We start from the raw sequence: 25,106 nt of genomic DNA, 5'->3' as shown, positions 1-25,106 counted from the left end.
TCCCTCCCTCTCCCTTGGAAGGGAGAGGGATTGCGCACCTGACTCCCTCTCCCTTCCAAGGGAGAGGGAAGGGGCCCGCCGCCGGAGGCGGTGGGAAGGGTGAGGGTGATCGCGCTTGATGACTCCCCCACCCTCTTCGGCAAGCGGGACAAAGGTTAGGGCAACCCTTGCGGATGCCACCCGCCATCTCCAATCCATCTCCGACACCCCCCGGCTCGATGCCGAGCTGCTGATGGCGCATGCCCTGGGCACGACGCGGGACAGGCTCCTGCTCGGCCGGCTGGACGATCCCGCGCCGGAAAGGTTCGCCGCGCTCGTCGCCCGCCGGCTGACCCACGAACCGATCGCCTACATCACCGGCACCCGCGCCTTCTGGACGATCGACCTCGCGGTCGGCCCCGGCGTGCTGATCCCCCGCCCCGACAGCGAGACGCTGATCGAAACCGCGCTCGCCTGGTTCGGCGACCGCGCGCCGCAGCGCATCCTCGATCTCGGCACCGGGCCCGGCACGCTGCTCCTCGCCGCGCTGGCCGAATGGCCGGGGGCGCAGGGCCTCGGGGTCGATGCTTCGGAGATCGCGCTCGGCTATGCGCGGCACAATGCCGAGGCACTAGGCATGGCGAACCGTGCGGATTTCCGCCGCGGCGACTGGACGGCAGGCATTTCCGGCCGCTTCGATCTGATCCTCGCCAACCCGCCCTATATCGGCAGCGAAGAGCCCCTCCCCCCGCAGGTCCTCGATCACGAGCCGCCCGAAGCGCTGTTCGCCGGCAGGGACGGGCTGGACGATTATCGCCGCATCCTCCCCGCCCTTCCTGCGCTGCTCGCACCCGGCGGCGCCGCAATCCTGGAAATTGGATGGACCCAAAGCGAGGCAGTTTCTTTGCTCGGCCAGGAACAGGGCCTGTCTCCAAGCGTCTATAAAGACATGGGTGGACGGCCGCGCGTGGTCCGGCTGACTTGAAACTACGCGCAAACGTCACATATTTCTGCTTGGAGAATGGTACGCCAGCGGCTAGAAGAAAGCCGGGGCGAGGCACCTTCAACCAAGTTGTTGAGATAAAGGGCTGAGGCCCGACTCCATGGTCATGTGTGCCGCTGCAGTCCGGCGGCCGTGGCAAGCGGAAGGTTCTGGGCACGCCCGGCACCCCCCGCGAATGTAACCCTGCATCCGGAACCTCGATGGATCGACGGACGGCTTTGTAAAGACAGGACAACGAGACCTTGATGAACAATCGTCAGGCCGGCCGCCGTCGCGGTCGGGGCGGCCAGCAACAGCGCCAGGGCGGAAGCTCGAACAATCAGGGCAATGGTAGTCGGATCGATAACCGCGCCCGTGGTAACGCCGCCCAGTTGCTTGAGAAATACAAGAACCTGGCGCGCGATGCTCAGATGCAGGGCGATCGGGTCAACGCCGAATATTATCTGCAGTTTGCCGATCATTATTTCCGCGTATTGAACGAGAACCGTTCGCGCTTCGAAGAGCAGAACCAGCAGCGCCGCCAGCGCGAGGAATTCGACGGCGACGAGGAAGAGTTCGAGATGGAAGGCGAAGCCGGCCGCGAGGACGAGGGCGACGCCCCCCGCCAGCAGCAGCAGCCCCGTCGCGAACGCGAACCCCGCTACGAGCGTGAACCGCGCGAAGCCCGCGAGCCCCGCGGCGATCGTGAACCCCGTGGCGACCGCGAAGCCCGCGAGCCCCGCGCCGAGCGCGAGCCCCGCAGCTATCGCGAAGATCGTCGCGAGCGCAGCAACGGCGCCGCGAACGGCCACGCGAACGGCAATGTCGCCGAGGCCGCGCCGGTCCAGCCGAGCGCTCCGATCGAAGCGCCGGTGAGCGAGGACGTCGTCGAGGCACCCCGCCGCCGCGGTCGCCCGCGTCGTGAGGCGCCGGTAGAGGCAGAGGCATCGCACGGCATCGACGCCGCTATCCTCCCGCCCGCGATCGGTGCCGATGCCGCACCGGCCGAGGACGAGGAAGCCCCGAAGAAGCCGCGTCGCCGCCGCACCGTGAAGAGCGACGAGGCCGAGGCGCCCGCCGCCTGAGGCATTCCGGCTACGGGAAAGAGAAATGGCCCGCTTCCGAAAGGAGGCGGGCCTTTTTGTTTGGACCCGCTCGTCCGCCCGGCGGGCAACCAGCGCCGCCGATCCCCCGGCAGCCGAGCGGGGATGGGGGTGGCGCCACCTGACGTGTATGCTGTCGCCGCTCATGATGGTCGGCCTCGCGGTTCGGCAGGAAGCCCTGTCCCGCGCGTCGGCATCCGTGGCGATCCGCATCTGGCTGCGAAGGATGGAATTGCTGGTGGAGCGCGAACGAACGTGAGGGGCGTCCTTCCCGAACCGTCGGTGACTAGACCGGCGACGCGGACAACCATTGTCCGGCAGGCTGGCCTCTAGCCTCCGCCCGCCCCCTCAACTCCCGCCGAGAACGTTGATCGTGAAGGCCACCACGCCCAGGTTGAACACGAAGGCGGCGAGGCAGTGCAGCGTTACCACCCGGCGCAGCTGCCGCGTCGTGACCGAGACGTCGCTGGTCTGGAAGGTCATGCCCAGGCAGAAGGCGAAGTAGATGAAGTCCCAGTAATTCGGCTCGGGCGTCTTCGGGAATTCGAGCCCGCCCCTGTCGCGCCCGCCCGGCGCCTCGCTGTAGAAGAGATGGGCGTAGTGCAGCGCGTAGACGCCGTTGCTGAACGTCCAGCTGAGTGCGAGCGTGCCGATGATCAGCGCGAGCTGCGCCGGCTGGGGCGCCTTGCGCTCCATCAGCTCGCTGGCGATCGCGATGAGGATGATGACGGTGACGGCGCCGGTGATGCCCAGCAGCACCAGGCGGTTTGCATCGTTGTTGCAGGCCGAGCGCCGCATCGCATCGGACTGGTGGCGCAGCATGGGCAGGCAAAGCGCCAGGAACAGCGCCGCGCCGACGTCGAAGGCGAGCATCGCCCCGGCCCGGGCACCGAACTGGGGCACCAGGAACAGCCCCGCCGCGATCGTCGTCGCGGCAAAGGCAAGAAAGCGCGGCGGCGCAAGGAAATTGCCGACCCCTCGGGGTCGTCCCCCGCGCCGCCGCGGATTCTGGCTCAGGCTGCCTTGGCCTTCTTGGCGGCCTCGATCGCTTCGATCACGATCCGGCGCGCTTCGGCGGCATCGCCCCAATTGCCGATCCGCACCCACTTCTCGGACTCGAGGTCCTTATAGTGGGTGAAGAAATGCTCGATCTGCTGCAGCACGATCGAGGGCAGATCCGAACGCTCGCCGACGTCCGAATAATAAGGGAAGGTGCTGTCGACCGGCACGCAGACGAGCTTCTCGTCGCCACCGGCTTCGTCTTCCAGCTTCAGCACCGCGATCGGGCGGGCGCGCACAACGCAGCCCGGCACGAAGGGCGAGCGGGCGATGACGAGCGCGTCCAGCGGGTCGCCGTCCGGCGAGAGCGTGTGCGGCACGAAGCCGTAGTTCGCCGGGTAGCGCATCGGCGTGTGCAGGATGCGATCGACGAACAGCGCGCCGCTGGCCTTGTCGAACTCATACTTCACCGGTTCGCCGCCCGAGGGGACCTCGATGATGACGTTCAGATTGTTCGGCGGATCATCGCCAATGGGAATCAGATCGATGCGCATAGTGTCTCTAAACCTTGGTTGGCGGCGTCACCCGTCTCAGCGGGCTTGCAGCAGCTTGTCGAGGCCAGCCTCTCCTTCGACCGTCTTGACGAGGTGCGGATAGCGCAGCCCGTCATGATAGTCGATGCTAACCTCTCGGTAACTATCGTCCCGTTTCAGGGTAAGCCGAATCGGCGCCTTGGTGCCCTTGGCGGCCTTCACTGCGTCGATCAGCGCATCGGTGGCATAGGCGCGGCCGTTTACCGCGACGATCTCGTCGGCAACGGTGATGCCGGCCTTGAACGCCGGTCCGTCCCACACAACGCCGGCGATGCCGCGCTTGCCGACCGCGAGACCCAGCGAGTAGCTGAGGTCCGCGGTGCCCGCGCGGCCCATCTTGTTCGGCACCTCGGTGTAGACCAGCTTGTAGCCATTCCGCTCGAAGCCCTTGAGCGGCGCGCGTTCGGACACGTCGTGCAGCCGGGCGGTGAGCAGCTTGCGCCAGTCATAGGGCTGGATGCCTTCCAGCGTCTTCACCACCTCGTCGAAGGTGTAGGTCACCTCGCCATAATCGCCGTCGCGGCCGCCGAAGAAGACGCGCGCGAAATCGTCGATCGACTTGGCGCCCTTGCTCTGCTCGCGGAGGATCGAATCGACCTCCATCCACACCAGCAGGCCCTCGTTGTAATAATCCTCGCTACGCTGCCAGCTGGTCCAGCCCTTCGGCGCGCGCGCGGTGATGATCGGGTCGTTGGTGGTGTCGATCATCGGGCGCCACTGGCGGCCGGCGCGATTGTCCAGGCTGGCCATGATATTGGCATAACCTTCCAGCGTCTCTTCCTTGGAGACGAGGCCCGAACGCGCCTGGAACACATAGCCCCAGAACTGGGTCTGGCCTTCATACACCCACAGCGACTGGTCGCGCATCGGCATGCGGAAATCGGGCGTCCACAGTTCGGCGCCGCGGCGATACTTGCCGTCCCAGCTATGGGTATATTCGTGCGGCAGGAGGTTGCGCGTGCTCGCCTGCTCCGCCCACTTCGTGAAGTAACCCAGGCCCACGCCATCTTCGGAGCTGCGATGATGCTCGAGGCCGATGCCGCCCATCTTGTCGCTGATCGACAGGAGGAAGTGATACTGGTCGTAATGCTGGGCGCCGAAGGTCTTTACCGCCTGCTCGACCAGCCGCTTGTGGGCGTCGATCTGCTCGGGCTTGGCCTCCAGCTCCTCGGCGCTGTCCGCGACGACGTCCAGGATCACCCGGTCGGAAAGCGGGAACTTGCGATAATAGCGCCCGGCGATCACCGGCGAGTCCATCAGGATCTCGTAGCTGGTGGTCTCATAGGCATAGGTCGAGCCCGTCACCTTGGCGGGCACCGCGCCGGCGGCGGTCCAGCCCTCGGGATATTTTACCGTCGCCTGAATCGGAATGCGCCGGGTGAAATAGCCCGCCGGATAGAGGCTGAGCGAGTTGAACTGCACGCTCATCATCTCGGGCGTCATCACGATGCGGCCCTGGTTGCCCTCGGTCGCGGAGACGAACTGGAACTCGGCCTCGACCGTCTTGGCGCCCGCCGGCACGTCGACATGGAAGGCGAACACGTCGACCGTGTCGCGCGTCCAGGGCAGACGCTTGCCGTTGGCCTTGATCTGCAGGCCCGCCAGCTTCTCGATCTCGCCGCGGGGGCCGTGCTTGCCCGGCAGCCATTCGGGGAAGAGCAGCGTCAGGCGCCCCGACTTCGCGACAGGAATGGTCTCGCGCACCCGGAAGATGCCGCGCAGCGTATCGGTCGCGTCCACGTCGATCTTGAGCGTGCCGGGATAGGCCACATCACGCGCCGTCGGGATGGTGTCGACGATCGGCACCGGCTGCGGCATCGAATTCTGCGCGAGCGCAGGCGCGGTGGTGGCCAGCAACAGGCTGGCGAACGAAATGGCACGAACCATGATGTGACGGCCCCTTTTTAGTGATCTTCGCGAGCGCGAAACGGCGCGGATCGGGCAATATTGTTGCTCGCGAATTTCTGGAGGGCAAGGGGGCTCAGTCGCGACGATCCTCGTACATCGCGACCACACGGTCCCCACCGGCCGAAACCTTGCCGCGATACATGCCCGGCGTGGTGAAGCTCCAGTCGAGTTCGCCGCCGGGTGCCGCCAGGATCACCCCGCCGACACCGCCCATCGCCTTCACATCGGCCATCACCACGTCCGCGGCCTGCCTGGCGGTCTCGCCCTTGAACCGCATTCGGGCACAGATCTCGTGCGCCACGCCCTCGCGGATGAAGAACTCGCCGGATCCGGTGGCGGAGACGGCGCAGGCGCGATCATCGGCATAGGTGCCCGCGCCGATCAGCGGAGAATCGCCCACCCGGCCCCAGCGCTTGCCGGTAAGCCCGCCCGTCGAGGTGGCGGCAGCGACATGGCCCTGCCCATCCATCGCCACCGCGCCAACCGTGCCGTACTTCATGTCGACGTCGAAGCCGCCGCGAGCGGTATCCGCCTGCATCCAATCGAGCTGCTGGCGGCGTTCCTCGGTGCCGAACCAGCGATTGTCGACCTGCTCCAGCGCCTGCTCGCGGGCGAACTGGTCGGCACCCTCGCCGGCCAGCAGCACGTGGCGGCTCTTCTCCATCACGGCGCGGGCAAGCGCGACCGGGTGGCGCGTGGTGGTTGATCCGGCAACCGCTCCGGCGGCGCGGGTGCGCCCGTCCATGATCGCTGCGTCGAGCGTATGGCCGCCCTCCCAGGTGAACACTGATCCGCGCCCGGCATTGAAGTGCGGATCATCCTCCAGCACCTGCACCGCCGCCTGCACCGCATCCACCGCCGAGCCGCCCGCCTCCAGCACCGCCGCGCCGGCATCGAGCGCCGCGTTCAGCCCAGCTTCGGCGCCCGCCGCCTGCGCCGCCGGCAGTTCGCCGCGCCGCATGCTGCCGGCACCGCCGTGGATCATCAGCGTCCAGCGCGGCTTGGGGGTGGCTGCAGTCGACATGGGGTGCTCCGAAGGGACAGGGATGGCCGCGTCCCCTAGCAGATCCGGCGAAGCGGCCAAGCTGCGGTCAAACCTGAGCATCCCCGCTAGCCGCGGCCCCCGGATGCGCCTATATGGCGCGCATGTCCGTACGACCCTGGCGCGATATCGTCCGGCGGCAAAGCCGTCAGATCATGGTGGGCAACGTGCCCGTTGGCGGCGATGCGCCGGTGACGGTGCAGACGATGACCAACACCGCGACGTCCGACGTGAAGGCGACGATCGACCAGATCCGCCGCTGCGAAGAGGCGGGCGCGGACATCATCCGCGTCTCCTGCCCGGACGTAGAGAGCACCACCGCGCTCAAGCAGATCGTCCGCGCGGCGCGCGTGCCGATCGTCGCCGACATCCATTTTCACTACAAGCGCGCGTTGGAAGCCGCCGATGCCGGCGCCGCCTGCCTGCGTATCAACCCGGGCAATATCGGCTCGGCCGACCGGGTGAACGAGGTGGTCAACGCCGCCAAGGCGAACGGTGCGGCGATCCGCATCGGCGTCAATGCCGGCAGCCTCGAGAAGGACCTGCTGGAAAAGTACGGCGAGCCCTGCCCGGAGGCACTGGTCGAATCGGCGCTGGACCACATCAAGCTGCTCCAGGATCGCGACTTCCACGAGTTCAAGGTGGCGGTGAAGGCGAGCGACGTGTTCCTCGCGGTCGCCGCCTATCAGCAGCTGGCCGACGCGGTCGATTGTCCGCTCCACCTCGGCATCACCGAGGCGGGCGGGTTCGTCGGCGGGACGGTGAAGTCGGCGATCGGCATCGGTTCGCTGCTCTGGTTTGGCATCGGCGACACGATCCGCGTCAGCCTCTCGGCCGAGCCCGAGGAGGAAATCCGCGTCGGCTTCGAGATCCTCAAGTCGCTCGGCATCCGCAATCGCGGCGTCCGCGTCGTCTCCTGCCCCAGCTGCGCGCGCCAGGGCTTCGACGTGATCCGCACCGTGCAGGCGCTGGAGGAGCGCCTCCAGCACATCCGCACGCCGCTGTCGCTCTCGGTGCTTGGCTGCGTGGTCAATGGCCCCGGCGAGGCGCGCGAGACCGATATCGGCCTGACCGGCGGCGGCAACGGCAAGCACATGGTCTATCTCTCGGGCCTGACCGATCACACGGTCGAGGATGCCGACATGCTCGATCACATCGTCAAGCTGGTCGAGGCCAAGGCCGCCGAGATCGAAGCCGCGAACGCGGAGCCTGCACAGGCGGCGGAGTAACGGCGCGCTTTCGGGCGGACGGAACCCATCAGGGCGAATTGCACGCCCCGAGCAACTTGTGCGCTGCACAACGGTTCAGTTCGCATGACACAGAAGCCAAGCAAGAAAGCGCATGCGCACCGTCGCCAGACGCCCGCACGGCCGCCCTCCCGCCTGCGCGGCAAGCGTGGCTGGATTGCGGGCGCGGCCGGCGTAGCGGCGCTGCTGGGGAGCGCCCTGTATAACCGCGCCCACAAGGCGCGCGCGGAAGAGGAAAATCCGCCAGCGGGCAAGTTCGTCGAGGTTGACGGCGTGCGCCTCCATTATGTCGATCGCGGCAGTGGACCGGCAGTCGTGCTGCTGCACGGCAACGGCGTGACCTTGCAGGACTTCGACGCAAGCGGCGTGCTGGGCCTCGCCGCCGACCGTTTCCGCGTGATTGCGTTCGATCGGCCGGGCTTCGGATACAGCGATCGCCCGCGGACGACGATCTGGACGCCCGCCGCCCAGGCGCGGCTGATCGCGAAGGCGCTCGCGCAGCTGGAGGTCGGGCCCGCCGTGGTCGTGGGACATAGCTGGGGCACGCTCGTTGCCCTCGCGGTGGCGCTCGAAGCACCTGCATCGGTATCCGGGCTCGTGCTGCTGTCCGGCTATTACTATGGCACGGCGCGCCCCGATGTGTGGATGCTTTCGGCACCTGCCGTTCCGCTGCTCGGCGACGTGATGGCAAACACCGTCTCCCCACTCGCAGGGCGCCTGGTCGGCCCCGCCGCGATCAAGGCGAGCTTTTCGCCTGCCCCGGTTTCGGAGAAGTTCGCCGCCTTCCCGCTGGCCCTTGCCTTGCGCCCGTCGCAGGTCCGCGCAACGGCCGCCGACACCGCGATGATGGTGCCAGCAGCGATCGAGATCAGCCGCCGCTATGGCGATCTCGCCGTCCCGATGATCGTGATGGCAGGCGAAGGGGATCGGATCGCGCATGTCGGCCCGCATGCCGAGCGATTCGCCCGCGAGATGCCGGGTACGGACCTGCGGATCGTCCCGGGCCAGGGGCATCTGTTCCACTATGCCGTACCGGAGCAGGTGGTGCAGGCGATCGGCGACGTGATCGGCCTGGCAGGCCAGAGGCAAGACGACGCCGGTGTTCCGGCGCCTTCCACCGAACGCTCGCCGGGATAGCGGAGGCTGGGCGAGCGTGCACGGCCGCTCGCCCCCCTGTGCTTACCGCGTCGCCACGGGTTCTGCGCCGGTGTAGTCGTAGAAGCCGCGCTTGGTCTTGCGGCCGTACCAGCCGGCTTCGACATATTTTACCAGCAGCGGCGCCGGGCGGAATTTGGGGTCGCCGGTGCCTTCGAACAGCACGCGGGTGATCTCCAGGCAGGTATCCAGCCCGATGAAATCGGCCAGCGTGAACGGCCCCATCGGGTGGTTGAGCCCCAGCTGGCACGCCGCGTCGATGTCGGGGATCGTCGCTACGCCCTCGCCGAGCGCGAAGCAGGCCTCGTTGAGCATCGGCATCAGCACGCGGTTGACGATGAAGCCGGGCGCATCGTTGGCATGAACGATCCGCTTGCCGAGCGACTGGCCGAACGCCTCCACCGCGGCGACGGTCGCGTCGCTGGTGGCAAGGCCGCGGATCAGCTCGATCAGGCCCATCACCGGCACCGGATTGAAGAAATGCACCCCCATGAAGCGCGCCGGATCGGGCGCCGCCTGGGCGAGGCGGGTGATCGGAATCGACGAGGTGTTGCTGGCGAGGATCGCATCGCCGCGCAGCGCCTTGCCGACGGTCTCGAAGATCTGGCGCTTGACCGCCTCGCGCTCGGTCGCCGCTTCGATCACCAGATCGCAGGGCGCCATTGCGGCGAGATCGCCGATGGGGGTGATGCGGGCGAGCGCCGCTTCGGCATCGGCGGCGGTGATCTTTTCCTTTTCCACGGCGCGCGCGAGCTGCTTGCCGATGCCCGCCTTGCCGGCTTCGGCGCGCGCCTGGTCAACGTCGGACAGCAGCACGGCATAGCCCGCCTGCGCCGACACCTGGGCAATCCCGGCCCCCATCTGGCCCGCACCGATCACGCCTACCGTCTTCATGCCCGTCTCCTGAAACTCTGTTGCCGCCCTACTACGCAAGCGCCGGCGGATCGAGAAGATGCAGATGGACGATTGCCGCGGCTCCGCCAACTGGCTCACCGTCTGGCGCGCGACCGTGCGGCGCTGAGCCGCCTCACTCCTCGCCGTCGTCGGCCTCGCGCGGATCGCGGCGGCGGACCGGCGTGGCCGGCGTCGCCGGCACCGGGATCCGCACGTTACGCGGGATCGCATCGCGCGCCTCGCCTTCGGGCACCAGCTCGCGGACGCGGCCGAGATCGAGCTGCACGCCCTGTTCGTCGATCTGGACGCCGGCGCCATTCAGTACCTCGTCCAGCCCGATGGCGTTCTCGTCGGTCGCATTGTCTTCCTCGACCGGCGCCGGCGGCAAGGTGAGGCCCAGCGCGCGGACCATGAAGTCGCGCCAGATATGCGCGGGCAGCCCGCCGCCGGTGGCGCCCGAGACCGGGCTGTTGTCGTCATTGCCGATCCACACGCCGACGACGAGATCGCCTGCCCAGCCAACGAACAGCGCGTCGCGGCCGTCCTGCGTCGTGCCCGTCTTGCCGAACGCCGGCACCGGCAGCGCCGCGGCGCGAGCGGTGCCCGACTGGACCACCGTGCCGAGCATCGAGCGCAGGTCGTCCAGCAGCCGCGCGTCGAACCGGCTCGGCCCGCCCAGGCGGCGCGCCAGCCAGTCGTCGGCCGATTCTTCTTCGTCCAGTCCGCGCGGGCGCACCGGATAGCTGCCGTTCGCCACCGCCGCATAGGCCGCCGTCAGTTCCAGCAGCGAGCCTGTAGAGGTGCCGAGCGCGATCGAGGCGTCGTTGCCAAGCGGGGTGGAGATGCCCAGGTCGCGCGCCGCCTGCGTCACGCGGCCGACGCCGAGCTTCTGGATCAGCCGCGCCGCCACGACATTGCTCGACTTGGCCATCGCCTGACGCAGCGTGATGCGGCCGGCATAGCGGCCATCGGCGTTGGACGGCTTCCAGTCGCCGATCTGCACCGGCGTATCGTCGACCATCGTATCGGGTGTCATGCCCGAACGCAGCGCGGCGAGGTAGACGAACAGCTTGAAGGCGGAGCCCGGCTGGCGACGCGCCTGGGTCGCGCGGTTGAACGGGCTGGCGGCATAGTTGCGCCCGCCGACCATCGCGACGACGCGCCCGTCGGGCCGCATCGCTACCAGCGCGACCTGCGCCTTGCCGAGGCCGGACGCCTTGATCACCCGCTCTGCTGCGCTTTGCAGCCGGCTGTCGAGGGTGGTGGTCACGGTCTGCTCGGTGGCGACCCCGCCGGCGCGATCGCGTGCCTCGGGCAGCACCCAGTCGGCGAAGTAGGTGCCGTTGGGCAGCGTCTCGTCGCTGTCCTGCACGTGCAGCACGGCCGGACGCACGCGGCGCGCCTCGGCTGCGGTAATGAAGCCCGCCTCCTGCATCGCACCGATCACCAGCCGCTGGCGCTCGCGCGCGCCGTCGAGATTGCCGGTGGGTGCAAGCCGGCTGGGCGCCTTGACCAGGCCGGCGAGCAAGGTCGCCTGGCTCAGCGTCAGGCGCTCGGGCGTCGTCGAGAAGTAATGCTGCGCGGCGGCGCGCAGGCCGTAGACATTGTCGCCGAAATAAACGTTCGAGAGATAGCGCGAGAGGATCTCGTCCTTGGTCAGCCAGCCCTCCAGCCAGAAGGCGATCAGCACTTCCTGCGCCTTGCGCCCGAAGGTGCGCCGCGAATTGAGGAACGCGTTCTTGGCGAGCTGTTGCGTGATCGTGCTGCCGCCCTGCGAGCCGCCGCCCGAGCTGACATTGTGGAACGCCGCGCGGGCGATGCCGCGCGGATCGACGCCCCAATGGCTATAGAAGCGGCGGTCCTCGATCGCGATGAACGCCTGGGCGACATGATCGGGCAGTTTGGAGACGTCCACCGGCTTGCCGATTACCGCCCCGCGCCGCGCGATGGGCGTGCCGTCCGCGGCGAGCAACGTGATCGAGGGCGGCGCCGGCGGCCGCAGCGACTTGGAGAGCGGCGCGGTGATCGCCAGCCAGGCGACGGCGGCGATGAACAGCAGGATGCACACGGCAAGCCCGCGGATGATCCAGCGGCCCCAACGAATGCGCCGCTTGGCGGGCGCGGCCGGCGGCAAATCGTCACCGCCGTCGAAGCCGCCGCCTGCGCCATAGCCGCCGCGATACGGCTCGTGTGGAGCGCTGCTCTCCCCCGCGCCCATGCCGGGCCGCCAGACCGGCTCACGCTTGTCGCGCCGGCCCTGCGGGCGCCAGCCTTGGGGTTGCGCCACATCGTCGTCGGCGCCATCGCGCCGCAACGGGAATCGACTGTCGGGGATACCGGGCTCGCGCGCCATCCGCCCGCTTTAGCCGAGAGTCTGTGTTGTCGCAATAACACACACGGCATTTGGCGGGGCGCCCGGCATTTTCAGTTCACGCGAAGGCGCGAAGGCGCGAGGAAGAAGGAAGTGTGTTTCGCGCAGAGGCGCAGAGAACGCAGAGGCGGGCCGCCTGCGAAGCAGGCTGTATCTCCTCAACCCGTCTCTTTCCTGCGCCGCGCGCTGGCGACGCCCCCTCTGCGCTCTCCGCGCCTCTGCGCGCAAAAACTTCTTCGCACCTCCGCGCCTTCGCGCCTTCGCGTGAGAAAAACGATGCCGCGCACTGTCCGCTCAGGCTTCCAGCTCGATGTCCCAATAGAGCCAGTCGCGCCAGGTATCGTGGAGGTGGTTGGGCGGGAAGCGCCGGCCATGTTCCTGGAGCTGCCAGCTCGTCGGCCGGATCGGCTGGATGTAGAGCGGCATGCCGGCCTGCTGGGGGGTGCGGCCGCCCTTTTTCAGGTTGCAGGGGGCGCAGGCGGTGGCGACATTTTCCCAGGTGGTGCGGCCGCCCTGGGCGCGGGGAATGACGTGGTCGAAGGTGAGATCCCGGTGCGATCCGCAATATTGGCAGGCGAACTTGTCGCGGAGGAACAGATTGAACCGGGTGAAGGCGGGGAATTGCGAAGGCCGGACATATTGTTTGAGCGCGATGACCGAAGGGAGCTTCAGCACCGCGCTGGGACTTCGGACCTCCCGTTCGTAATAGGAGACGACGTCCACGCGTTCGAGAAAGATCGCCTTGATCGCCGTTTGCCAGGGCCACACGCTCAGGGGATAATAGCTGAGCGGCGTGTAATCGGCGTTCAGCACGAGCGCCGGGCACCCATCCGGATGGCGGATCAGATCGGGATGGTACATGCAGAACCTCACCCTCGATGTCGGTGTCGCGCTTCTTGCGCAGAAGCGTGACGCCCGCATGACAGCATATGCCGCGACTCGCGGTCAAGAGCCGGATTGATGCGTACGCACACTCGCTTCGCCCCCAGCCCCACCGGTCGACTCCATCTCGGCCATGCCTTTTCCGCCCTCCAGGCGCACGATGTTGCGAGGGAGAATGGCGGCATCTTCACCCTGCGCATCGAGGATATCGACGGCACCCGCTCGCGTCCCGAACATGTGGCAGCCATCCTCGCCGATCTCGATTGGCTGGGGCTGGCATGGGACGAACCGCCGGTGTTCCAGTCGCAGCGGCTGGGCCTGTACCAGGCCGCGCTCGACCGGCTGCGGGAGATGGGCCTGCTCTACCCCTGTTTCTGCACGCGCGCCGATATCGCCGCCAGCCTTTCCGCCCCGCACGGGCCGGACGGCCCGCTCTATCCCGGCACCTGCCGCGCCCGGGCCGAACCGGACCTGCGCCGCCCCCACAGCTGGCGGCTGGACATGGCGGCAGCGGTCGCTCGCACCGGCCCGCTGACCTGGCACGATGCCCATGCCGGCACGGTCGTCGCCGATCCGCTGAGTCACGGGGACGTGATCCTCGCCCGCAAGGACGCGCCGGCCAGCTATCATCTCGCGGTCACGGTCGACGACGCGGCCCAGGGCATCACCCATGTCGTGCGCGGCGCCGATCTGTTCGCGGCCACCCATGTCCACCGCCTGCTCCAGCCGCTGCTCGGCCTGCCGACGCCGGCGTATCGGCATCACGCGCTGCTCACCGGCCCCGACGGCACGCGCCTCGCCAAGCGGCACGGCGCCCCCACCCTGGAGGCACTGCGGCTGGCCGGCGAGGATGGCCGGGCCCTCGCCGACAAACTGCGCAAAGGGGAAGTACCGATTGGCTTCGGCCAACGGGAGGCGTAGGATAACCTTATGTGGTTCCTCGCGATCCTGTTCCTCGCAGCGGTCCTGGCGACGCTGTTCTTCCTCATCAAGGGGCTGGTCAACATGGCCGGCACCAGCACGCAGGATCTGGAGGGCGACGGCCCCAGCGACCGCGCGCTCCGATCGAACAAGCTGATGCAGAAGCGCATCCTGTTCCAGGCGGTGGCGATCGGCATTGCCGCGCTGATCTTGCTGATCGCCTCCGCGAAGAGCTGAACTCGGTACTGCCCAACGCCCTCATCCCGGCTGCCGCCGGGACGACATAGTGAGCGGCGTTCCGAAACCGAAGGCTACTGCGCGCTGACCCGCCAGACGGTGTTGCCAAGATCGTCCGCGATCAGCAATGCGCCGGTCTTGTCGAGGCCCAGCCCGACCGGGCGGCCATGCGCCTTCTCGCCCTCCACGAAGCCGGTCACCACGTCGACCGCCTTGCCCGACGGGCGTCCTTCCGCGAACGGCACATAGATCACCTTGTAGCCGTTGAGATGGCCACGGTCCCAGCTGCCATGCTCGCCGATGAAGGCGCCCGAGCGCCATTGCGCCGGCAGGCCGGCGGCGTTGGCCGAGAACACCATCCCCAGCGGGGCGACATGGCTGCTGAGGCCATAATCGGGCTTGATCGCCTTCGCGACGAGGTCCGGCCGCTGCGGCTTCACCCGCGGATCGACATGCTGGCCCCAGTAGCTGTACGGCCAGCCGTAGAAGCCGCCGTCGCGCACCGAGGTGAGGTAATCCGGCACGAGGTCCGGCCCGAGTTCGTCGCGCTCGTTGACGACGGTCCACAGCACGTTGGTCAGCGGCTCGAACTGGAGCCCGTTCGGATTGCGCAGGCCCGTGCCGTAGAGCCGGGATGCGCCGCTCGCGCGATCGACTTCCCAGATCGCCGCGCGGCCGCGCTCGGCATCCATGCCATTCTCGGTGATGTTGCTGTTCGACCCGACGCCGACATAGAGCTTGGTGCCGTCGGGGCTGGCGACCAGGCTCTTGGTCCAGTGATGGTCGATCGGGCCACCTGGCAGATCGACCAGCTTGGTGCCGGCCGCGGTGATCCGCGTCTGGCCGGTCTGGTAGGGGAAGCGGACGATCGCATCGGTATTGGCGACGTAGAGATCGCCGCCGACCAGCGCCACGCCGAACGGCGAGTTCAGCCCGGTGATGAACTTGGTCTTGAGCTCGGGCACGCCGTCCCCGTTGGCGTCGCGCAGCAGCAGGATGTCCATCCCTGCCTTGCCGCCGCCATGGGCATGCGCCTGGATGAGGTTCATCACCACATCCTTGGGGCGGTGAATGGGTTCGGAGGGGCCGTCCGTCTCCACGACCAGCACATCGCCATTGGGCAGCGTGTAGACGGTGCGCGGCTTGGCGAGGCCGGTGGCGAAGGCCTGGACCTTCAGCCCTGCCGGCACCTTGGGTTTGCCGCTGCCCCAAGGGGCGGGCGGCACGACGTGCATCGGCGGCACCAGATATTGCTGGATCGCCGGCAGCTTGGGATCGGCGCCGATCTGCTGCTGGGGATCCTCCCCCTTGCTGGCGCAGCCGGCGAGCGCGAGCGAAGCGCCCGCGGCGAGAAGCAGTGCACGCATCAGCGGAACCCTCCGAAACGGCTTTGACGCAGCAGGATCGCGCCGAGCGCCGATGCACCCGTCAGCACGAGAACGGTGAGTACCGACAGGATCAGGCCCGCCGGCATGGCACCGTACGCGTCGCGGCTGTGGATGAAATTGTTGATCAGCGCCAGGATCATGGCAACGGCATAGGCGATTGCATAGGGCACCAGCAGCCGGTTGGCCCGCACCGCCGGCCGCAGCAGATCGACGATGCCGACGACCGCGCCGAGCGCCCCCAGCACCATGCCCCCGGCGATCAGCCAGTCGGAAAAGTTCTTCCAGGCGATGTCGTAGCTGCGGAAATAGGCGATGTCGGTGATCATGCCGCCGAAAAAGCAGATAAAGGGCAGCCCGAGCACGATCGGGTGCAGCGGCAGGCCAAAGGATCGGGTGCGAAGTGGTACGGGATCGGGCACGGGACGTCTCCCCAGACGAGGCAGGCCCTTCGAACGGTCGCGCTTTCAAGGGGTTCCGCCGCTTCCCCTCAAGCCTCTAGCCCCGGCGGTGCATCCGACCTACCTTTGCGCCCGATGGTCAAGCTCAACAAGATCTACACCCGCACCGGCGATGCCGGCACCACCGGCCTGGCGGACGGCTCGCGCGTCCCCAAGGCTTCCGCACGAATGGAGACGATCGGCGACGTCGATGAGGCGAACAGCGCCATCGGGGTTGCGCGCACCACGCTGGCGCCCGGCGACCCGCTCGATGCCACGCTTGCCAGGATCCAGAACGACCTGTTCGACCTGGGTGCCGACCTCGCGACCCCCGGCGATCGCGAAGGCGCGCTGCGGATCACGCCGGAGCAGATCGAATGGCTGGAGGCCGCGATCGACGCGCTCAATGACGATCTGTCCCCGCTCAACAGCTTCGTCCTGCCCGGCGGCAGCCCGGCGGCAGCGGCGATCCACCTCGCCCGCGCGATCACCCGCCGTGCCGAACGCGCTGCCGTCGCGGCCAATGATCAGGGCACGCTCAGCACCAACGCGCTTGTATATCTTAATAGACTTTCAGATTTTTTGTTCGTGGCTGCCCGCACCATGAACCAAAAGGGAGACGCCGACGTTTTGTGGGTGCCCGGGGGGCCCCAACACCGATAGCGGCCGCTTCGCGCATCCCTCCGTATGGGTTGTCTGACCAGCCAGCTTGCGGCAGGAGAACAGAGTGAGAACGAAGCCCGCCACCTTTGCAGCGTCGGATGCCTTGGCCCGTCGTTTCTCGGCTGTGCGGGTGCTGAGCACCGCGCTGGTCGCTCCGCTCTCCGATGCCGATGCGACGCTTCAGTCGATGGACGACGCCTCGCCGGCCAAATGGCATCTGGCGCACACAAGCTGGTTCTTCGAAACCTTCGTGCTGCGCGATTCGGTGCCCGGTTATCGCCTGTTCGACGATCGCTTCCCGTTCCTGTTCAACAGCTATTACGAGGCCGAAGGGCAGCGCCATGCCCGGCCCCGCCGCGGCATGCTTTCCCGCCCGACGCTGGACGCGGTGCACGAATACCGCGCGGCCGTGGATGCGGCACTGCTCGCGGTGCTGCCGGAACTGCCGCAGGCTGCGCTCGATTTGGTCACGCTCGGCTGCCAGCACGAGCAGCAGCACCAGGAGCTGCTGCTCACCGACATCCTCCATCATTTCTCGGTCAACCCGCTCGAACCCGCCATTTGGCCGGGTGCAGCGAAGGTACCGGTCGCGATGCCGGGCCCCGTCGCCTGGATCGCGGGCAAGACCGGCGAAGTCTCGGTGGGCTGCGAGGCCGAGGGCGGCTTTGCCTTTGATTGCGAAGGCCCGCGCCATCGCACCCTGCTCCACCCCCATGCGCTGGCCGACCGCACCGTCACCAACGGCGAATGGGCCGCCTTCATCGCCGAAGGCGGCTATCGCGATCCGCGGCACTGGCTGTCGGATGGTTGGGCCTGGGTGCAGGCGAACCGCATTGCGGCGCCGCTGTACTGGCAGGAGATCGACGGCGTCTGGACGCGCTTTGGCCTCGACGGCCGCCGCCCGATCGACCCTGCGGCGCCGGTCACCCATGTCAGCTTCTTCGAAGCCGATGCCTATGCCAGCTGGGCCGGTGCGAGGCTTCCGACCGAGTTTGAATGGGAAGCTGCCGCGGCGGGCGCCGATCCGCTGTCGGGCAACCAGCTCGATGCTGCAGGCCCGGTCGAACCGCGCCCCTCCACCGGCGGTCCCGCCTGGTTCGGCGACGTGTGGGAATGGACCGGCAGCGCCTATCGCCCCTATCCGGGCTTCCACGCGGCGGCGGGGGCGGTCGGTGAGTATAACGGCAAGTTCATGAGCGGCCAGTTCGTGCTGCGCGGCGGCAGCTGCGCAACGCCGCGCGGCCATGTCCGCGCCAGCTACCGCAACTTCTTCTACCCCCATCAGCGCTGGCAGTTCACCGGCGTACGTCTGGCGAAGGACCTCTGATGCTCAAGCAGGAACTCGAAGACGGCCAGGCGAGCCTTGCCGACCCCCATTTCCGCGCAGACGTGCTGACCGGCCTCGCCGCCAGCCCGCGCGCGATTCCCGCCCGCTGGTTCTACGATCGCCTCGGCTCGGAGCTGTTCGAGGCGATCACCGAGCTTCCCGAATATTACCCGACGCGTACCGAAACGGCGCTGCTCGAATCGATCGCCGGCGAACTGGGGGCGCTTGCCGCGCCGAATGCAGCGGTAGTGGAATTCGGCTCCGGTTCGTCGGTGAAGACGCCGCGGCTGCTCCGCGCGATCGACCCTGCGGCCTATGTGCCGATCGACATCTCCGGCGAGTTCCTGCGCCATTCGGCGTCGCAGCTTTCCCAGGCCTTTCCGGGCTTGCCGGTCTATCCGGTCGAGGCCGACTTCCTGCGTCCGGTGCCGCTGCCAGAGCAGGTAGCGAAGATGCCGAAGCTCGGCTTTTTTCCCGGATCGACGATCGGCAACATGAACGCCTGGCACGCAGTCGATCTGCTCCGGGCGATGCGCGAATGGCTGGGCGAAGGCGCCCGGCTGCTGATCGGCATGGACCGGGTGAAGTCGCCCGAGATCCTCGTACCCGCTTATGACGATGCGGCGGGCGTGACTGCGGCGTTCAACCTGAACCTGCTGACGCGAATCAACCGCGAGCTGGACGGTACCATTCCGGTCGAGTCCTTCCGCCACCGGGCGATCTGGAATGCGGATTTCGCGCGGATCGAGATGCATCTGGAGGCGCAGCGTGATGTTGACTTCACCGTCGACGGGCGGCCCTTCCGCATGCAGGCGGGCGAGACGATCCACACCGAGAACAGCCACAAATACGGCCCCAATGGCGCGCGCCAGCTGCTCCGTTCGGGCGGCTGGACGCCAATCGAGCAATGGACCGACGAGAAGGACTGGTTCGCGCTGATCCTGTGCGAAGCCCAGCCGCTTCGCCGGGCCCCGTAACAGGCCGTTGACCAGGCGCGTGCCAGGCCGCAAGGGTCTGGCCATGCGCTTCTTTTCGGACAATGCCGCCGCCGTCTGCCCGCCCGTGCTCCAGGCGCTGGTCGACGCCAACACGCTCGACACCGCCTATGACGGCGACGCCTGGTCGAAGCGGCTGGACGGTGCCTTCTCGGACCTGTTCGGCACACAGGTGCGGGCGCTGTGGGTCCCGACGGGGACGGCGGCGAACTGCCTGGCACTGACCGCACTCTGCCCGCCGCACGGCGGCATCGTCTGTCACCGCGACGCGCACATCAACTGCGACGAAGGCGGCGCGCCCGAATTCTACACGCACGGTGCCAAGCTGCTCACCGCCATCGGCCCCGGCGCCAAGCTGACGCCCGAGGCAATCCACGCCGTGGTCGATCCGATCCGCAACGACGTGCATCAGGTGCAGCCGCACGCGATCTCTATCACCAACGCCACCGAATATGGCCTGGTCTATACGCCGGACGAAGTGGCCGCGATCGGCGACCTGGCGAAGGTGCGGAAGCTCGGGCTGCACATGGACGGTGCCCGCTTCGCCAACGCCGTCGCGCATCTCGGCTGCCATCCGGGGGACGTCACCTGGCGCGCAGGTGTGGACGCGCTCAGCTTCGGCTTCGTCAAAAATGGCGGGATGAGCGCCGAGGCGCTGGTGTTCTTCCGTCCCGAGCTCGCCGACGTCACCCTCTACCGCCGCAAGCGCGCCGGGCTGCTCTTCTCCAAGGGCCGCTATCTCGCCGCGCAGCTGCTGGCGATGCTCGAGAACGATGTCTGGCTTGCCAATGCCCGCGCCGCCAATGCCGGCGCGGAGCTACTCGCCAAGGCTGCGGGCGATCGGCTGGTGCATCCGGTGCAGGCCAACGAAGTGTTCCTCAAGGCCGACCCTGCGGAAGCGGCAGGCCTGCGCGCGCTTGGCTTCGACTTCTACGACTGGGCCGAGGGCGAGGTGCGCCTCGTCACCAGCTGGGATCAGGCGGAAGATGCCATCCGTCCGCTGGCCGACGCGATCGCAGCACTGTGATCGGGGCGCCCGCCCTGCCCCGTTCGGCGCGGATCACCGTGCTGATCCCGTTCCTGCTGGTGACGCTGATCTGGGGCTCGACCTGGCTCGTCATCAAGGACCAGCTGGCGGTGGTCCCGCCCAGCTGGTCGGTAAGCTACCGCTTCCTCGTCGCTGGGGTAACGACCCTGCTCTGGGCGGCGGCACGCCGCGATCGTCTGTGGCTGGATGCCCGCGGGCTTGCCTTTGCCGCCTGCCTCGGCGTCGCGCAGTTCGTGCTCAACTTCAACTTCGTCTACCGCGCCGAAGCGCATGTAACCTCAGGCGTGGTGGCGGTGGTCTATGCGCTGCTGCTGGTGCCGAACGCGATCCTCGCGCGGATCTTCCTCGGACAGAAAATGGGGCGGCAGCTGCTGATCGGTTCCGTCGTCGCGATGGCGGGCGTGGCCCTGCTGTTCCTGCACGAGGCGCGGCTGAACCCCGTTGGCCCGCATGAGGCGCTGATCGGCATCGGCATCGCGCTGGCCGGCGTGCTCTCCGCCTCGGTAGCCAACGTGATGCAGGCGACCGGCACCGCCAAGGCCTATCCGATGGCGACCACGCTCGGCTGGGCGATGCTGATCGGCGCCGCGCTCGACGCCGGCTTCGCGCTGGCGACCGTCGGACCGCCGGTGATCGAGACTCGCCCGGCCTATCTGCTCGGCATCCTCTATCTCGGCGTGATCGGCTCCTCGGTCACCTTCACCATCTATTTCCAGCTGATCCGCACCATCGGCCCGGCCAAGGCCGCCTATACCAGCGTGCTGATCCCCGTGATCGCAATGCTCTTGTCGACGCTGTTCGAAGGCTATCGCTGGTCGCTGCTCGCGGTGGGCGGCGGCGTGCTGGTGCTCGTCGGGCTGGTGCTGGCCCTGAGGGCGCGCAGGCCCAACCGATAGTCGGGATAGCGGGGCCGCCAGCCGAGCAGCCGCTTGGCCTTGCCGTTCGCCACGCGCCGGTTTTCGGCATAGAAGGCGCGCGAGGCGGCGCTGAGCTCGACCTCGTCCGGAGTCACCGCCGGGCCGGGATCGATGCCGAGCAGTTCGGCGGCATGGGCGAGCACCTCCGCCTGGGGCGCGGGCCGATCGTCGGCGAGGTTGTACGCCCCCGGCGGCCCCGCGAACGCCGCGATCACGCCCGCCACCAGATCGTCGACATGCACCCGGCTGAACACCTGGCCGGGGAAGAACACGCGCGTTGCCCCTGCCGCCATTCGCTCCAGCGCCGATCGCTCGGGCCCGTAGATGCCGGGCAGGCGAAAGACATGGGCATTGGGAAGCGCGCCCCAGCCGAGATCCGCGTCGACCCGGCCGCCCCGCCGTCCGCGTAGCGGTGCGCTCTCATCCACCCAGCCGCCACCGGTATCGCCATAGACGCCGGTCGAGGAGAGATAGCCGAGCCACTTGCCGCTCGCCGCCAGGTCCGCGCCATAGGCCGCGAGCACAGGGTCCGCCTCCCCGGGCGGGATGCTCGACAATATGTGCGTCGCCGCTGCGATCTCGGCGCGATTACGGGCCTGATCCGCAAAGGTGGCGCGGGTAACGGTCGCGACCGCACCGCCACCCGCCTGCACCGCCGCCATCAGCCGGGAGGCGGTGTAGCCGGGCCCGAAGACGAGCAGCCGCACCGCGATCACTGCGCGCCCGCGCCCCCGAACAGCGTGCCGAAGAAGTCGCCCTTGTTCCAGCTCGGCCGCGCATCGCCGTTCGCGAGCGCCTGCACCGTGGCCAGCCCGACATGCTTGTATTTCACCGCCGAATTCCAGTCGAACGGCAGGTCGATCTGGTCCGACGGCTTGTGATAATTCTCGTCGAGGAACTTGCGCGCCGCCACGGCGCCGGTGCCGCCGGGGCCGGTATCGATCGACACGGCCGGGATTCCCGCCTGCACGAAGCTGTAATGGTCGGAGCGGACGAAGAACATCTCCTCCGGCTCGGGATCGGGCACCACGCCCAGTCCCTCCGCCTTGGCGGCGGCGGCCACGGCCAGACCGATGCTCGAGCGCTCGCCGCCCAGCACGACGAGGTCGACCAGCGGATAGGTGAGGATCGGCATGTCGAAATTGACGTCCGCCACGACCGAGCCCTTGGGCACCGTCGGGTAATGCGCGAAATAGTCGGAGCCGATCAGCCCCTTCTCCTCGGCGGTCAGCGCCACGAACAGCAGCGAGCGCCGTGGCGTCTTGCCGCTTGCCTGAATGGCCCTGGCAATCTCCAGCACCATGGAAACGCCGATCGCATTGTCCATCGCGCCGTTGTAGATCGCATCGCCCTTCACCGGCTCGCCCACGCCGACATGATCGAGATGGGCGGAGAGCACCACCGCCTGCGCCTTGAGCGTGGGATCGCTGCCCTCGATCATGCCCACGACGTTGCGGCTGTCGCGCGTCGTCAGCCGGGTCTTGCTGGCAACCGCAAGCGTGCCGGTCAGCGCGCCGGTCGGCATCCGTCCGCCCTTCGTCTGGGCGGCCAGCACGTCGGACCAGCGGATCCTTGCACCCTCGAACAGCTTTGCGGCACCGGCCAGGCTGACATAGCCCGCCACCGGCGCCTGCGGCGACACGTCGTTGGCGACTCCGTCCGGCCCTGCCCAGCCGGTCCGCGGATAGGCATAGATCTGGGCATAGCGCTCCAGATTATACTTCCTGGCGCGCTCGACGGTCTCGACGATCAGCACCGCCTTGGCGCCGCGCGCAGCCGCCAGCCGGGCCTTCTGCCCGTCGTCGCCGAAATGCGCGTTCACCTCGTTGGGCAGCCCCTTGGGCGTGCCGTGGAAGATCGCGACGATCTTGCCGCGAACGTCCAGCCCCTTGTAATCGTCGCGCCTGCCCTCGGGATAGACGATCCCGTAGCCCGCGAACACCACCTCGCCCTCCGCCTTGAAGTCGGGCGCCGACGGCACCGGCTCGTTCACGAAATCCTTGCCGAAGACGAACGGCACGTCCTTGCCGCCGCGCTTCAGCGCCCAGACCGCCTTGTCGGCCGGGCGATAGGTGGTGAGCTTCACCGGCTGGAACCAGCCGCCATTGGCGCCGGGCTTGAGGCCGATCGCCAGCATCTGGGCCGCGACATATTCGGCTGCCACGTCGAAGTCGCGGGTTCCCGCCTCGCGACCACGCAGGGGATCCGAGGCGAGGAACTGGACATGCGCCTTGATCCCGGCCTGCTCGGGCGTGAGCGGGGCGGCTTGCTGCGCCAGCGCGGGGCTGGCGAACAGCATCAGGGCAAGCAGCGGGCGAAGCGTCATCACCATCACGTCCTTCAGGGCTTACTTGGCGCCAGGGCCGTCATAGGTGAGGCCGAAGAAGTCGCCCTTGTTCCACACCGGCTTCTCGTCGCCATTGGCAATGGCGTTGGCGATGCGAAAGTTCACGTCGACGAAGCGCACGCCAGACTGCCAGTTGAGCGCCGGCTGCTGGTCGATCTGGTCCGACGGCTGGTGATAATGGTTCTTCATGAAATGGTCGATCGCGGCGCGGCCGGGACCGCCGGCGCCCGGCCACAGGAATACCGAGGGCACGCCCTTGCGCACGAAGTTGTAATGGTCGCTCCGCACGAAGATATTTTCACCGGGCAGCGGATCGTCGGACATTTTCACGCCGATCTCCGCCGCTGCCTTGGCGACAATGGGGCCCAGGGTCGAGTGGTTGGCGCCGTACACCACGATATCCTCGAACGGATAGGTGATGATCGGCATGTCGAGGTTCACGTCGGCGACGATCGTGCCCTTCACCGTGGGGTTGTTCGAGAAATAGTCGGAGCCGACCAGCCCCTTCTCCTCCGCCGTCACCGCCAGGAACAGGATCGAGCGGCGGGGCTTGGTGCCCGCCGCCTTGAAGCGCTTGGCCTCCTCGATCAGCGAGGCGGTGCCGATCGCATCGTCGAGCGCGCCGTTGTTGATCGTGTCGCCCTTCGCGTCAGGCCGGCCGACACCGATATGGTCCAGGTGCGCGGAGAGCACGACCACTTCGCTCGCCAGCTTGGGATCGCTGCCCTCGATCATGCCGGCGACGTTGAAGCTCGGCATCGGGGTCAGTGCGGTCTTTGCTGCGACGGTGAGCGTACCCGGAAGCTGGAACGCCTTGAACGTCGCGCCGTCGACCTCGGCCGCCTTGGCGATGGCGGCCCAGGCGATCTTGCCACCGGCGAACAGCTTCTCGGCGCCCGCCATGCTCAGCAGGCCGAGGCCCGGCGTACCCGGCGCGGCGATGTGACCGGTGCCATCGGCATTGCCCCAGGTGACGCGCGGCCGGTTGGCATAGGCTGCGTACATCGAGAAGGGACGGCTCTTGGCGGTGAGCGGCGATTCGAGCGTGATATAGCCGACAGCACCGTGCTTCTTCGCGATCTCGGCCTTGGCGGCCGGGTTCTGGAAGTGCGCGCCCTCCTCGCCCGGGAAGCTCGACGGTGCGCCGCCGAAGAAGGCGACGATCTTCCCCTTCACGTCCACGCCCTTATAGTCGTCGCGGCCCAGCCCGACGATACCATAGCCGACGAATACCACCGGCGCGGTGACGCTGTATTCCGGCTTCTCGGGGTTCGCGCCGGCGATGAAATCCTTGCCAGCTTCGAGCGTGACGGGCGCCGCCTTGCCGCGGCCGACCGACATCGCGCCGGTGCCGTCCAGCTTGTAGCTGAGCAGCGGCACCTTCTGCAGATAGCCGCCGTCATCACCCGCGGGCTTCAGACCGGCGGCGTAGAATTGCGAGGCGACATAGTTCGCCGCGATCTCGAACTCCGGCGAGCCTGCGTCGCGGCCCTTCAATGCGTCCGAAGCCAGGAACATCACATGGCTCTTCAGCGCCGCCTGGTCCGCGGGGAGCGGCGCCGTGATGATGGCGTTCCGCTCGGCGGCGGTCTGCGCAATAGCGGGCGAAGCCGCGCAGAGGATAAGGGCAAGCGGCGCGGTCGATCGAAGCATCGGGCATCCCTGAAAGTC

Annotated in this window: 24 protein-coding genes; 12 read left to right on the top strand and 12 right to left on the bottom strand. The window is 67.8% G+C overall.

What is annotated here, in order from left to right; genetic code table 11:
- Nucleotides 1-118: 118 nt before the first annotated feature.
- From prmC to V7E00_RS19185, 3 genes are all read left to right on the top strand, one after another.
- Nucleotides 119-964, top strand: a complete 846-nt coding sequence (gene prmC / locus V7E00_RS19195; RefSeq protein WP_333574266.1) for a peptide chain release factor N(5)-glutamine methyltransferase — start codon at nucleotides 119-121, stop codon at nucleotides 962-964.
- Between the two features lie 263 nt (nucleotides 965-1,227).
- Nucleotides 1,228-2,046, top strand: coding sequence for a DUF4167 domain-containing protein (locus V7E00_RS19190; protein WP_333574265.1), 819 nt, complete (start codon nucleotides 1,228-1,230; stop codon nucleotides 2,044-2,046).
- Nucleotides 2,047-2,194: 148 nt separating this feature from the next.
- A complete protein-coding gene (locus V7E00_RS19185) occupies nucleotides 2,195-2,323 on the top strand; it encodes a hypothetical protein (protein WP_333574264.1) in 129 nt (42 codons plus the stop codon).
- Nucleotides 2,324-2,412: 89 nt separating this feature from the next.
- On the opposite strand, the gene V7E00_RS19180 is transcribed toward V7E00_RS19185, so the two are convergent.
- From V7E00_RS19180 to V7E00_RS19165, 4 genes are all read right to left on the bottom strand, one after another.
- Nucleotides 2,413-2,937: a DUF1345 domain-containing protein gene (locus tag V7E00_RS19180; RefSeq protein WP_333574280.1), complete on the bottom strand. Its 525-nt coding sequence runs from the start codon at nucleotides 2,935-2,937 to the stop codon at nucleotides 2,413-2,415.
- A gap of 140 nt (nucleotides 2,938-3,077) precedes the next feature.
- Nucleotides 3,078-3,617, bottom strand: coding sequence for an inorganic diphosphatase (gene ppa, locus V7E00_RS19175; RefSeq protein WP_066724643.1), 540 nt, complete (start codon nucleotides 3,615-3,617; stop codon nucleotides 3,078-3,080).
- A 36-nt stretch (nucleotides 3,618-3,653) separates the two neighbouring features.
- The gene (locus V7E00_RS19170; RefSeq protein WP_333574263.1) at nucleotides 3,654-5,543 is read right to left on the bottom strand and encodes a M61 family metallopeptidase; all 1,890 of its coding nucleotides are present in this window, start codon (nucleotides 5,541-5,543) and stop codon (nucleotides 3,654-3,656) included.
- Between the two features lie 94 nt (nucleotides 5,544-5,637).
- Nucleotides 5,638-6,588 (bottom strand): isoaspartyl peptidase/L-asparaginase family protein, encoded by a 951-nt coding sequence (locus V7E00_RS19165; RefSeq protein WP_333574262.1) that lies wholly within the window; start codon nucleotides 6,586-6,588, stop codon nucleotides 5,638-5,640.
- 122 nt (nucleotides 6,589-6,710) lie between these two features.
- Between V7E00_RS19165 and ispG the strand changes: the two genes are divergently transcribed.
- Complete coding sequence (gene ispG / locus V7E00_RS19160; RefSeq protein WP_333574261.1) at nucleotides 6,711-7,835, top strand: flavodoxin-dependent (E)-4-hydroxy-3-methylbut-2-enyl-diphosphate synthase; 1,125 nt, start codon at nucleotides 6,711-6,713, stop codon at nucleotides 7,833-7,835.
- 84 nt (nucleotides 7,836-7,919) lie between these two features.
- Complete coding sequence (locus V7E00_RS19155; RefSeq protein WP_333574260.1) at nucleotides 7,920-8,990, top strand: alpha/beta fold hydrolase; 1,071 nt, start codon at nucleotides 7,920-7,922, stop codon at nucleotides 8,988-8,990.
- Between the two features lie 42 nt (nucleotides 8,991-9,032).
- Here the strand turns inward: V7E00_RS19155 and V7E00_RS19150 are convergent, their stop codons facing one another.
- From V7E00_RS19150 to V7E00_RS19140, 3 genes are all read right to left on the bottom strand, one after another.
- A complete protein-coding gene (locus V7E00_RS19150) occupies nucleotides 9,033-9,902 on the bottom strand; it encodes a 3-hydroxybutyryl-CoA dehydrogenase (RefSeq protein ID WP_333574259.1) in 870 nt (289 codons plus the stop codon).
- 133 nt (nucleotides 9,903-10,035) lie between these two features.
- On the bottom strand, nucleotides 10,036-12,255 hold the full coding sequence (locus V7E00_RS19145; protein ID WP_333574258.1) for a transglycosylase domain-containing protein: 2,220 nt from the start codon (nucleotides 12,253-12,255) through the stop codon (nucleotides 10,036-10,038).
- A gap of 312 nt (nucleotides 12,256-12,567) precedes the next feature.
- Nucleotides 12,568-13,134 carry an HNH endonuclease gene (locus tag V7E00_RS19140; RefSeq protein ID WP_093297008.1) on the bottom strand — a complete coding sequence of 189 codons (567 nt, stop codon included), beginning with the start codon at nucleotides 13,132-13,134 and terminating at the stop codon, nucleotides 12,568-12,570.
- 99 nt (nucleotides 13,135-13,233) lie between these two features.
- On the opposite strand from V7E00_RS19140, the gene gluQRS reads away from it, so the two are divergent.
- Nucleotides 13,234-14,076, top strand: a complete 843-nt coding sequence (gene gluQRS / locus V7E00_RS19135; protein WP_333574257.1) for a tRNA glutamyl-Q(34) synthetase GluQRS — start codon at nucleotides 13,234-13,236, stop codon at nucleotides 14,074-14,076.
- A 9-nt stretch (nucleotides 14,077-14,085) separates the two neighbouring features.
- Nucleotides 14,086-14,313: an HIG1 domain-containing protein gene (locus V7E00_RS19130; RefSeq protein WP_333574256.1), complete on the top strand. Its 228-nt coding sequence runs from the start codon at nucleotides 14,086-14,088 to the stop codon at nucleotides 14,311-14,313.
- Nucleotides 14,314-14,387: 74 nt separating this feature from the next.
- Here the strand turns inward: V7E00_RS19130 and V7E00_RS19125 are convergent, their stop codons facing one another.
- Both V7E00_RS19125 and V7E00_RS19120 read right to left on the bottom strand, forming a co-directional pair.
- Nucleotides 14,388-15,680, bottom strand: a complete 1,293-nt coding sequence (locus tag V7E00_RS19125) for a PQQ-dependent sugar dehydrogenase (RefSeq protein WP_333574255.1) — start codon at nucleotides 15,678-15,680, stop codon at nucleotides 14,388-14,390.
- Nucleotides 15,680-16,120, bottom strand: a complete 441-nt coding sequence (locus tag V7E00_RS19120) for a DUF2231 domain-containing protein (protein WP_333574254.1) — start codon at nucleotides 16,118-16,120, stop codon at nucleotides 15,680-15,682. The genes V7E00_RS19125 and V7E00_RS19120 overlap by 1 nt, the downstream gene beginning before the upstream one ends.
- A 114-nt stretch (nucleotides 16,121-16,234) precedes the next feature.
- Here V7E00_RS19120 and V7E00_RS19115 point away from each other — a divergent pair, with 114 nt between their 5' ends.
- The 5 genes from V7E00_RS19115 (at nucleotide 16,235) to V7E00_RS19095 (ending at nucleotide 21,067) form a co-directional block, all read left to right on the top strand.
- Complete coding sequence (locus tag V7E00_RS19115; RefSeq protein ID WP_333574253.1) at nucleotides 16,235-16,801, top strand: cob(I)yrinic acid a,c-diamide adenosyltransferase; 567 nt, start codon at nucleotides 16,235-16,237, stop codon at nucleotides 16,799-16,801.
- A 64-nt stretch (nucleotides 16,802-16,865) separates the two neighbouring features.
- A complete protein-coding gene (egtB, locus tag V7E00_RS19110) occupies nucleotides 16,866-18,128 on the top strand; it encodes an ergothioneine biosynthesis protein EgtB (protein ID WP_333574252.1) in 1,263 nt (420 codons plus the stop codon).
- A complete protein-coding gene (egtD, locus tag V7E00_RS19105; RefSeq protein ID WP_333574251.1) occupies nucleotides 18,128-19,105 on the top strand; it encodes an L-histidine N(alpha)-methyltransferase in 978 nt (325 codons plus the stop codon). Before egtB ends, egtD begins: the two co-directional genes overlap by 1 nt.
- 43 nt (nucleotides 19,106-19,148) lie before the next feature.
- Nucleotides 19,149-20,150: a threonine aldolase family protein gene (locus V7E00_RS19100; protein WP_333574250.1), complete on the top strand. Its 1,002-nt coding sequence runs from the start codon at nucleotides 19,149-19,151 to the stop codon at nucleotides 20,148-20,150.
- Nucleotides 20,147-21,067, top strand: coding sequence for a DMT family transporter (locus V7E00_RS19095; protein WP_333574249.1), 921 nt, complete (start codon nucleotides 20,147-20,149; stop codon nucleotides 21,065-21,067). The genes V7E00_RS19100 and V7E00_RS19095 overlap by 4 nt, the downstream gene beginning before the upstream one ends.
- On the opposite strand, the gene V7E00_RS19090 is transcribed toward V7E00_RS19095, so the two are convergent.
- The 3 genes from V7E00_RS19090 to V7E00_RS19080 are packed head-to-tail and all read right to left on the bottom strand — an operon-like array spanning nucleotide 20,977 to nucleotide 25,088.
- Complete coding sequence (locus V7E00_RS19090; protein ID WP_443019225.1) at nucleotides 20,977-21,750, bottom strand: NAD(P)-dependent oxidoreductase; 774 nt, start codon at nucleotides 21,748-21,750, stop codon at nucleotides 20,977-20,979. The two genes, V7E00_RS19095 and V7E00_RS19090, sit on opposite strands and share 91 nt — an antisense overlap.
- 50 nt (nucleotides 21,751-21,800) lie before the next feature.
- Nucleotides 21,801-23,414: a M28 family peptidase gene (locus tag V7E00_RS19085; protein WP_333574247.1), complete on the bottom strand. Its 1,614-nt coding sequence runs from the start codon at nucleotides 23,412-23,414 to the stop codon at nucleotides 21,801-21,803.
- A gap of 21 nt (nucleotides 23,415-23,435) precedes the next feature.
- Nucleotides 23,436-25,088: a M28 family metallopeptidase gene (locus V7E00_RS19080; RefSeq protein ID WP_333574246.1), complete on the bottom strand. Its 1,653-nt coding sequence runs from the start codon at nucleotides 25,086-25,088 to the stop codon at nucleotides 23,436-23,438.
- Nucleotides 25,089-25,106 lie beyond the last annotated feature (18 nt).

Source organism: Sphingomonas sp. (genome assembly GCF_036731925.1).
Lineage (GTDB): Bacteria > Pseudomonadota > Alphaproteobacteria > Sphingomonadales > Sphingomonadaceae > Sphingomonas.
This window is presented reverse-complemented; position numbering and strand designations above follow the sequence as displayed.

Bases quoted from the DNA above. Each gene is read 5' to 3' on its own strand.
- prmC (WP_333574266.1), top strand. From the start codon at position 119: ATGACTCCCCCACCCTCTTCGGCAAGCGGGACAAAGGTTAGGGCAACC.
- V7E00_RS19190 (WP_333574265.1), top strand. From the start codon at position 1,228: ATGAACAATCGTCAGGCCGGCCGCCGTCGCGGTCGGGGCGGCCAGCAA.
- V7E00_RS19185 (WP_333574264.1), top strand. From the start codon at position 2,195: ATGCTGTCGCCGCTCATGATGGTCGGCCTCGCGGTTCGGCAGGAAGCC.
- V7E00_RS19180 (WP_333574280.1), bottom strand. From the start codon at position 2,937: ATGCTCGCCTTCGACGTCGGCGCGGCGCTGTTCCTGGCGCTTTGCCTG.
- ppa (WP_066724643.1), bottom strand. From the start codon at position 3,617: ATGCGCATCGATCTGATTCCCATTGGCGATGATCCGCCGAACAATCTG.
- V7E00_RS19170 (WP_333574263.1), bottom strand. From the start codon at position 5,543: ATGGTTCGTGCCATTTCGTTCGCCAGCCTGTTGCTGGCCACCACCGCG.
- V7E00_RS19165 (WP_333574262.1), bottom strand. From the start codon at position 6,588: ATGTCGACTGCAGCCACCCCCAAGCCGCGCTGGACGCTGATGATCCAC.
- ispG (WP_333574261.1), top strand. From the start codon at position 6,711: ATGTCCGTACGACCCTGGCGCGATATCGTCCGGCGGCAAAGCCGTCAG.
- V7E00_RS19155 (WP_333574260.1), top strand. From the start codon at position 7,920: ATGACACAGAAGCCAAGCAAGAAAGCGCATGCGCACCGTCGCCAGACG.
- V7E00_RS19150 (WP_333574259.1), bottom strand. From the start codon at position 9,902: ATGAAGACGGTAGGCGTGATCGGTGCGGGCCAGATGGGGGCCGGGATT.
- V7E00_RS19145 (WP_333574258.1), bottom strand. From the start codon at position 12,255: ATGGCGCGCGAGCCCGGTATCCCCGACAGTCGATTCCCGTTGCGGCGC.
- V7E00_RS19140 (WP_093297008.1), bottom strand. From the start codon at position 13,134: ATGTACCATCCCGATCTGATCCGCCATCCGGATGGGTGCCCGGCGCTC.
- gluQRS (WP_333574257.1), top strand. From the start codon at position 13,234: ATGCGTACGCACACTCGCTTCGCCCCCAGCCCCACCGGTCGACTCCAT.
- V7E00_RS19130 (WP_333574256.1), top strand. From the start codon at position 14,086: ATGTGGTTCCTCGCGATCCTGTTCCTCGCAGCGGTCCTGGCGACGCTG.
- V7E00_RS19125 (WP_333574255.1), bottom strand. From the start codon at position 15,680: ATGCGTGCACTGCTTCTCGCCGCGGGCGCTTCGCTCGCGCTCGCCGGC.
- V7E00_RS19115 (WP_333574253.1), top strand. From the start codon at position 16,235: ATGGTCAAGCTCAACAAGATCTACACCCGCACCGGCGATGCCGGCACC.
- egtD (WP_333574251.1), top strand. From the start codon at position 18,128: ATGCTCAAGCAGGAACTCGAAGACGGCCAGGCGAGCCTTGCCGACCCC.
- V7E00_RS19100 (WP_333574250.1), top strand. From the start codon at position 19,149: ATGCGCTTCTTTTCGGACAATGCCGCCGCCGTCTGCCCGCCCGTGCTC.
- V7E00_RS19090 (WP_443019225.1), bottom strand. From the start codon at position 21,750: ATGGCGGCGGTGCAGGCGGGTGGCGGTGCGGTCGCGACCGTTACCCGC.
- V7E00_RS19085 (WP_333574247.1), bottom strand. From the start codon at position 23,414: ATGACGCTTCGCCCGCTGCTTGCCCTGATGCTGTTCGCCAGCCCCGCG.
- V7E00_RS19080 (WP_333574246.1), bottom strand. From the start codon at position 25,088: ATGCTTCGATCGACCGCGCCGCTTGCCCTTATCCTCTGCGCGGCTTCG.